We start from the raw sequence: 7558 nt of genomic DNA, 5'->3' as shown, positions 1-7558 counted from the left end.
TTCTTAGCTGTTTTATCTTCAAACCATTTGGTCTGAACTTCTAAAGTTTGAATTTCATAACTGTAATTAGCAGTTGTATGCAAAATAGAATGATTTACAATTTCTAAAATCTTTTGCAAATCGTTTGGTGTTGCAGGTCTTAATATAATGCTCATTGGTAATTGTTGTCGTTTATTTGGTGTTGAGTTCAGCTAATAGGACGTCTACTTCCTTTGAATTCCAGTCCATTTCTTTGGCTATAGCTTTGGCATTTTTGGCGTATTCTAAAGCTTTTTTCTTGTTTTTTAATTTATTGTAAAGTTTGGCCTCAAGTAAATTTCCGTCGTAAGAATCATTTAATTCTAGAGAACGATCTACCCAAGAGATAGCTTTTTTTAAACTTTCTGCGTCTTTTATATGCTTAAAATAAGTATTTCCGATGTCTTTTAAGAAACTAGCATCATTCCAAACCAATTTCTGAGTATCTTCAAGAGTTACTTTTTTATAAAAATCCCATTTCTCCGTTCTCTCCGCCAATGTCAAATCATATTTAAATACTAAAGAGTCTGTTTTTTGCAATCGAATTGATTTTGCAACTTCTCTTTGTTTATAGTAGTTTACAGTATCTAAATTGTCAACCAAAGGTCGAAGCAATTCATTTACAATACTTTCAATTTTACGATCAACACGACTTTGAGAAGCTACTGCCGCAAAATCTTTCTGATGATTTAAAACATATTGAAATTCTCGAGATTTAATATCAGTAACACCATTTGCAATAACACGCCAGTTTAATTCACTAACTAATTGTTTATCAGATTGTGTATTCAAATAAATATGCGTTGGTATTGACAACTCCGTTCTATCTTTTCCTTTTCTTAAAGTATTTAAATAATAAAAGAACTTATCTGAATTGCTAGGATCAGCAAGAAATTGTTTTTCTAAATGAGGCAATTGCATCTTAGGGTTTAAAGCATTATTAAGCTCGTTAAGAAATTCTGGTTTCTTCAATTCGCCTTTTAAAGCATAAATTAAAGTTTCGTTACTATCGATAAATAAAAAAGTAGGAAGCGATTTTGTGTTGAATTTCTCTTTTAAAGCAATTCCTTCTTCTTTTTCAATGTTTTTGTAAGTGCAGACAAAATTCTTATTCAAAAAATCTATTACAGTAGGATCACTCAAAACTTCTGTTTTCATTAAATTGCAATGTGGACACCAATCGGCATAAAGCATTACAAAAAGAGGTTTTCCTTCTTTTTTAGCACTTTCTAAGGCCGTTTTATATGGAACATCAACAGGAACAAATTGATTCTGAGAAGTAATGGTTTGAAAAGTAATAGATAAAAATAGTATAAATAAGAAACGCATATTAAGTCTGGCTTTTATTAATTATTCGATTTTACAAATATATTCCCTTTTTTGAGAAACAGCCTTAATATATTCCTAATTATAATATAAATCAAGTGCGAAGTTTGTAACTTTGTAAGCAAGATGAAGAAAAATTATATCAGGATTTTTCTTTAAAAAAATAGTAATACACGACCGGAATGATTTACCCCAAAATAGCGCTTGCACAAAGCATTATCGAAATTTTATCTGCCAAAGGCATTGTTAATATTATAATTTCTCCAGGATCTAGAAACGCACCGTTAACTATTGGTTTTGCTCAAAATCCAAATTTTACCTGTTACAGTATCGCAGACGAGCGATGTGCTGCTTTTTTTGCATTAGGAATTGCCCAGCAAACGAAACAGCCAACAGCAGTTGTTTGTACTTCAGGATCAGCTTTATTAAATTATTATCCGGCTATTGCAGAAGCATTTTACAGCCAGATTCCATTGATTGTTATTTCTGCTGATCGTCCGCAGAGCAAAATTGATATCGGAGACGGACAAACCATTCGTCAGGAAAATGTTTTTGCTAATCATTCTGTTTTCAATGCCAATTTAACAGAAGAAGCATCAGAAGAAAATGATTTAAAAATAAATCTAGCCATTGAAACAGCTATTCTTAAAAAAGGCCCAGTTCATATCAATGCACCTTTTGAAGAGCCTTTATATGAAACTACAGAAAAGCTTTCTGTAAAGCCAAAAATCACAAATCTTGAGTTTGAAAATTTTTCAAAAATTATAGAAAACAGCAACGAGTTTGTTTCGGTTTGGAATAATACAAAGCGAAAATTAGTTTTAGTTGGAGTAAATGAAGCCAATAGCATTGATCAAGAAATTATCGAAAATCTAGCCTCAGATCCTTCAGTTGTTGTGCTTACAGAAACTACTTCAAATCTTCATCATGAGAGTTTCATTAATTCAATAGATACTTTAATTACACCTTTTGATGATTTTGATTTTAAACAGTTTAATCCAGAAGTTCTAGTGACTTTTGGCGGAATGGTCGTCTCAAAAAGAATAAAAGGTTTTTTAAGAAAATATAAGCCAAAACATCATTGGCATATTGATACTTTACGTGCTTACGATACGTTTGGCGCTTTGACAAAACATTTTGAAATGCAGCCAAATGATTTCTTTAAAGATCTATTTTCAAAAACAGTATTTGTAAAGAGCAATTATTTCAAAAACATTGATACCGTTTATAAAGCAAGATTAGAGAGAAGAAAGGAATACTTAAGTAAAATTGAGTTTTCAGATTTTAAAGCTTTCGAAAAAGTTATAGAATCGTTGCCTAAAAACAGTTTGCTGCAAATTAGCAATAGTTCTGCCATACGTTATGCGCAATTAATTGATATTGATGATTCTATTGAAGTTTTCTGTAACAGAGGAACGAGTGGAATAGACGGAAGTACATCAACAGCAGTAGGTGCTGCGCTTGGAAACGAAAAACAAACTGTTTTTGTTACTGGAGATATTGGCTTTTTGTATGATAGCAATGCGCTATGGAATTCTTATATTCCAAAAAACTTCAAAATTATTTTAATTAATAATGCAGGTGGAGGAATTTTCAGGATTTTACCTGGACATCAGGAAAAACCTGTTTTCAATACTTATTTTGAGACATCACATAGCTTGACTGCCGAACATTTAGCAAAAATGTACGGATTGAATTACTTTGCGGCTCAAAATGTTGAGTCATTAGAAAATGGAATAGAATCTTTGTATAATTCTAATGATGTGCCGTGTATTTTAGAAGTTTTTACGCCAACATTCGAAAATGATAAAATCTTAAAAGAGTATTTTAAATCCTTATACTAAATTGAAATTAGATATTTGTTAATATGCTTATTAATCATTTTTTCGGCTGTAACGTTGGTGCTATTCACTAAATATTTACTGACTCTGCACTTTAAAAAAGAAAGCGTCTTTAAATAATTAAATTTCGCACATACCAAAATCCCTTTATAACCCAATTCTATAAAGGGATTTTTTAATTTTTAACTACGGTATAAGTTTTGTTAAATTAATTTCATAGTACCGCTTCAAACTTCGTACCTTTGCGGCTCAGAAACTTAGCAGTTGTACTGCTTAGAAATACATTAAAATGCTAGAAATAGGAAAATACAATACCCTAACTATATTACGTGATACCAAAGTAGGTTTGTTTTTAGGTGATCCTGAAAATGATCCTGATGGAATTCACGATGTTTTACTTCCAAATAAATATGTTCCAAAAGTATTTGAAATTGGTGAAGAATTAATCGTTTTTGTTTACTTAGATCACGAACAGCGACCAGTTGCAACAACTTTAGTTCCGTATATTTTATTAAATGAATTTGCTCTTTTGAGAGTAAATTACATCAATAATGTTGGTGCTTTCATGGATTGGGGAATGGAAAAAGATATTTTGGTTCCGTTTAAAGAACAGGCGCGTCCGATGGAAAAGGGAAAACGTTATTTGGTTTATCTATATATGGACAAACAAACTAATCGTTTGGTAGCTTCCAGCAAAACCAATCAATTTTTGAACAATGATCAGTTAACAGTAGAAAAAGGAGAAGAAGTTGACTTGATCGTTTCGCATATTACCGATATGGGTATCAATGTTATCATTAACGAGCGCCACAAAGGACTTTTATACAAAGACGAAGTTTATGATGATTCGATAAGAACCGGAAATAGAATGCGTGGCTATATTAAAAACATTCGTCCTGATAACAAAATAGATGTTGCGCTTCAGCCTCAAGGTGTTGAGAGTATAGAACCAAATGCCGAAAAAATATTAAGCGAACTAAGAGCAAGTAGAGGCTTTCTTAGATTAAACGATAATTCTCATCCAGAAGATATTAAAACTGTTTTGAAAATGAGTAAAAAATCATTTAAAAAAGCAATCGGATCTTTATACAAAGAAAAACTGATTGAAATTAAAGAAGATGGAATTTATCTTGTAAAAGAATAAATTTATTATAACACAAAAGGCTGCTCATTACGAGCAGCCTTTCGCTTTTTATTCAGTTTTAAAAAAAATTGTAATTAAAAAAAAACAGAAATAAAATAATTCGAATCCATCTCAGAACAACAGCTTTACGAATTTTAGAAATCGTCCCATTGATGGTATGTCTTTTAAATAATCAATGCACCTATCTTAAAAGCAAAAAAGAGAATTTCACGGCTCATCCATTGGTTTTATAATATAACTTTTAGAAAGTTGTGAATTAGTACTTTTTTCCTCTTTTCGTTATCATTTCTATACTAATTAATAGACAATTCTAACATTTAACCTTAGGTGTTACTTTTTTCTTTTTGAAGTTTCGACAAACACATAAATCATTTGCTCTTTTAATCGAGGTTTGTTACTTAAAACCCTAAAAAAATGAGCGACAAATTTTTTAAATTTTCTCAAAAAAATCATTTTTTAGGTTAATAAATCAGTGAAAGAAAATCAATCTAAAATCTTTGAAATAATTTGTATCTCATTGATTTCTAGGGTGTAAAATTAATTATTATTTTTCTAAACTAATGTTAAAAAATGTTATTTTTTGTAGGTAAATACCAATTGTTAACATTAGAAGTCAATTTAGTAAAGACTTAAGACTGATTGAGTAGGTAAAGTAGTAAAAATGATTTATTTTTACCGTATAATTATTTTAAAAAAAAAATCAAAATGGATTGGATTACAGCCAGAGAATTTGAAGATATAACTTATAAAAAATGCAATGGAGTAGCGAGAATAGCCTTTAACAGACCAAATGTTAGAAATGCATTCCGTCCAAAAACTACTTCAGAATTATACCAAGCTTTTTACGATGCACAAGAAGATACTTCAATAGGAGTTGTTTTACTTTCTGCTGAGGGACCTTCAACAAAAGATGGAGTTTACTCTTTCTGTAGCGGTGGAGATCAAAATGCACGCGGACATCAAGGATATGTTGGAGATGACGGACAGCACCGTTTGAATATTCTGGAAGTGCAGCGTTTAATTCGTTTTATGCCTAAAGTTGTTATTGCAGTAGTTCCAGGATGGGCTGTAGGCGGCGGACATAGTTTGCACGTAGTTTGCGATATGACGCTTGCAAGTAAAGAACATGCTATTTTTAAACAAACAGATGCTGATGTAACTAGTTTTGATGGCGGTTACGGATCGGCATATTTAGCTAAAATGGTTGGTCAGAAAAAAGCTCGTGAAATTTTCTTTTTAGGTAGAAATTATTCTGCTCAAGAAGCTTTTGAAATGGGAATGGTAAATGCTGTAATTCCTCATGATGAGTTAGAAGCTACTGCTTATGAGTGGGCACAAGAAATTCTTCAAAAATCGCCAACATCTATAAAAATGCTAAAATTTGCAATGAACTTAACAGACGACGGAATGGTTGGACAGCAAGTTTTTGCAGGAGAAGCAACTCGTTTAGCTTACATGACCGAAGAAGCTAAAGAAGGTAGAAATGCTTTCTTAGAGAAAAGAAAACCAAACTTCGGCGAAAATAAGTGGTTACCATAAATAAGTTATAAAATAGTTTCAAGTTTCAGGTTTCAAGTTAAGAACCTGAAACTTGAAACCTGAAACTAAAAAAACAAAACAAATAATGAAACATTGGATTGAAGCCGCAAGATTGCGCACATTACCTTTATCAGTTTCCGGAATTATAGTTGGAAGCATTTACGCTTTATCAAATCCAACAGAAACTATTAACACTCCAACAGAAGTATTTAGCTGGAAAGTTTTTGGTTTTGCTCTATTGACAACACTAGGATTACAGGTTTTATCCAATTTTGCAAATGACTATGGCGACGGAGTAAAAGGTACTGACAATGCTGATCGAGTGGGGCCACAACGTGCTATTCAGAGCGGTGTAATTACCCCTCAAGCAATGAAAAAAGCCATTATTATTACTTCATTTTTGACTTTATTATCTGCAATTATATTAATTTATTTTGCATTCGGAAAAGACAATTTCGGGTATTCAATCTTTTTTCTATTGTTAGGAATCGCAGCTATTATTTCTGCAATTCGCTACACAGTTGGTAATTCTGCCTACGGATATAGAGGTTTTGGAGATTTATTTGTTTTCATTTTCTTCGGATTAGTGAGCACTTTGGGCGTAAACTTTTTATATGCAAAAGAAGTAGAACCGCTTTTAATTCTTCCAGCTGTTGCAATCGGATTATTGAGTGTTGGGGTTTTAAATCTTAACAATATGCGCGATCAGGAATCTGATAAAAAATCGGGTAAAAATACTATTGTAGTACAAATTGGAGCTCAAAAAGCTAAAAATTATCACTTCTTCTTGATTATTACAGCAATGGTTTTAGTGGTTGTATTTGCTATTTTAAGCGATTATAACTTTGACCAATATTTGTTTTTATTGGCATATATCCCATTGACCAAACATTTAATCACAGTTTACAAAAATCAAGATCCAAAATTATTAGATCCAGAATTAAAAAAACTGGCATTAAGCACGTTCTTGCTTTCTATATTACTTACAGTATGCATGATTTCTTTGATTTCAGACATTATTGTAAACCTCTTTTTAGGAGGAAGATAACACAATGTTTAACTTAAATAGTGACAAAATGAAAATTACATATTACGGACACGCTTCATTGGGAATTGAAGTAGGAGGAAAACACATTATTGTAGACCCATTTATTACCGGAAATCCGCAAGCTGCTGCAATCAACCTGAGTACTATCAAAGCAGATTATATTTTACTGACGCATGCGCACGCTGATCATGTTTTAGATGTTGAAGCTATTGCAAAAAATACAAACGCAGTTATTGTTTCTAATGCAGAAATTGCAAGCCATTATGCTAAAAAAGGATTCAATTCGCATCCAATGAATCACGGAGGAAGCTGGAAATTTGATTTCGGAAAAGTAAAATATGTAAATGCAATTCACTCGAGCAGTTTTCCTGATGGTTCTTACGGAGGAAACCCTGGAGGTTTTGTAATTGAAGGCGAACATAAAAATATCTATATCGCTGGAGATACAGCTTTGACTTACGATATGAAATTGATTCCACTTCGCACAAAACTAGATTTAGTTATTCTTCCAATTGGAAATAACTTTACAATGGATGTTGAAGATGCTATTATCGCTTCAGATTTTGTAGAATGCGACAAAGTTTTAGGATACCACTATGATACTTTTGGTTACATCGAAATCAATCATGAAGAAGCAATTCG

Annotated in this window: 6 protein-coding genes; 5 read left to right on the top strand and 1 reads right to left on the bottom strand. The window is 31.9% G+C overall.

Annotated features, from left to right (window positions below):
* Window positions 1-171 precede the first annotated feature (171 nt).
* Window positions 172-1347, bottom strand: a complete 1176-nt coding sequence (locus B3J44_RS11625; protein ID WP_286968588.1) for a thioredoxin family protein — start codon at window positions 1345-1347, stop codon at window positions 172-174.
* 179 nt (window positions 1348-1526) lie between these two features.
* On the opposite strand from B3J44_RS11625, the gene menD reads away from it, so the two are divergent.
* From menD to B3J44_RS11600, 5 genes are all read left to right on the top strand, one after another.
* The gene (gene menD / locus B3J44_RS11620; protein WP_286968587.1) at window positions 1527-3188 is read left to right on the top strand and encodes a 2-succinyl-5-enolpyruvyl-6-hydroxy-3-cyclohexene-1-carboxylic-acid synthase; all 1662 of its coding nucleotides are present in this window, start codon (window positions 1527-1529) and stop codon (window positions 3186-3188) included.
* Between the two features lie 286 nt (window positions 3189-3474).
* Window positions 3475-4329 carry a CvfB family protein gene (locus B3J44_RS11615; RefSeq protein WP_198855595.1) on the top strand — a complete coding sequence of 285 codons (855 nt, stop codon included), beginning with the start codon at window positions 3475-3477 and terminating at the stop codon, window positions 4327-4329.
* Window positions 4330-5034: 705 nt separating this feature from the next.
* The gene (locus B3J44_RS11610) at window positions 5035-5868 is read left to right on the top strand and encodes a 1,4-dihydroxy-2-naphthoyl-CoA synthase (RefSeq protein ID WP_012024845.1); all 834 of its coding nucleotides are present in this window, start codon (window positions 5035-5037) and stop codon (window positions 5866-5868) included.
* Between the two features lie 85 nt (window positions 5869-5953).
* Window positions 5954-6916 (top strand): 1,4-dihydroxy-2-naphthoate octaprenyltransferase, encoded by a 963-nt coding sequence (gene menA, locus B3J44_RS11605; protein WP_286968586.1) that lies wholly within the window; start codon window positions 5954-5956, stop codon window positions 6914-6916.
* A gap of 28 nt (window positions 6917-6944) precedes the next feature.
* Window positions 6945-7558 (top strand): metal-dependent hydrolase (locus B3J44_RS11600; protein ID WP_286968585.1); only part of this gene is annotated, 614 nt, incomplete at its 3' end.

The sequence above is a fragment of the Flavobacterium sp. UBA4854 genome (assembly GCF_002399805.1).
GTDB classification, from domain to species: domain Bacteria; phylum Bacteroidota; class Bacteroidia; order Flavobacteriales; family Flavobacteriaceae; genus Flavobacterium; species Flavobacterium ginsengisoli.
The sequence above is the reverse complement of the archived record's forward strand: the minus strand, read 5'-3'. Positions and strand labels throughout refer to the sequence as shown.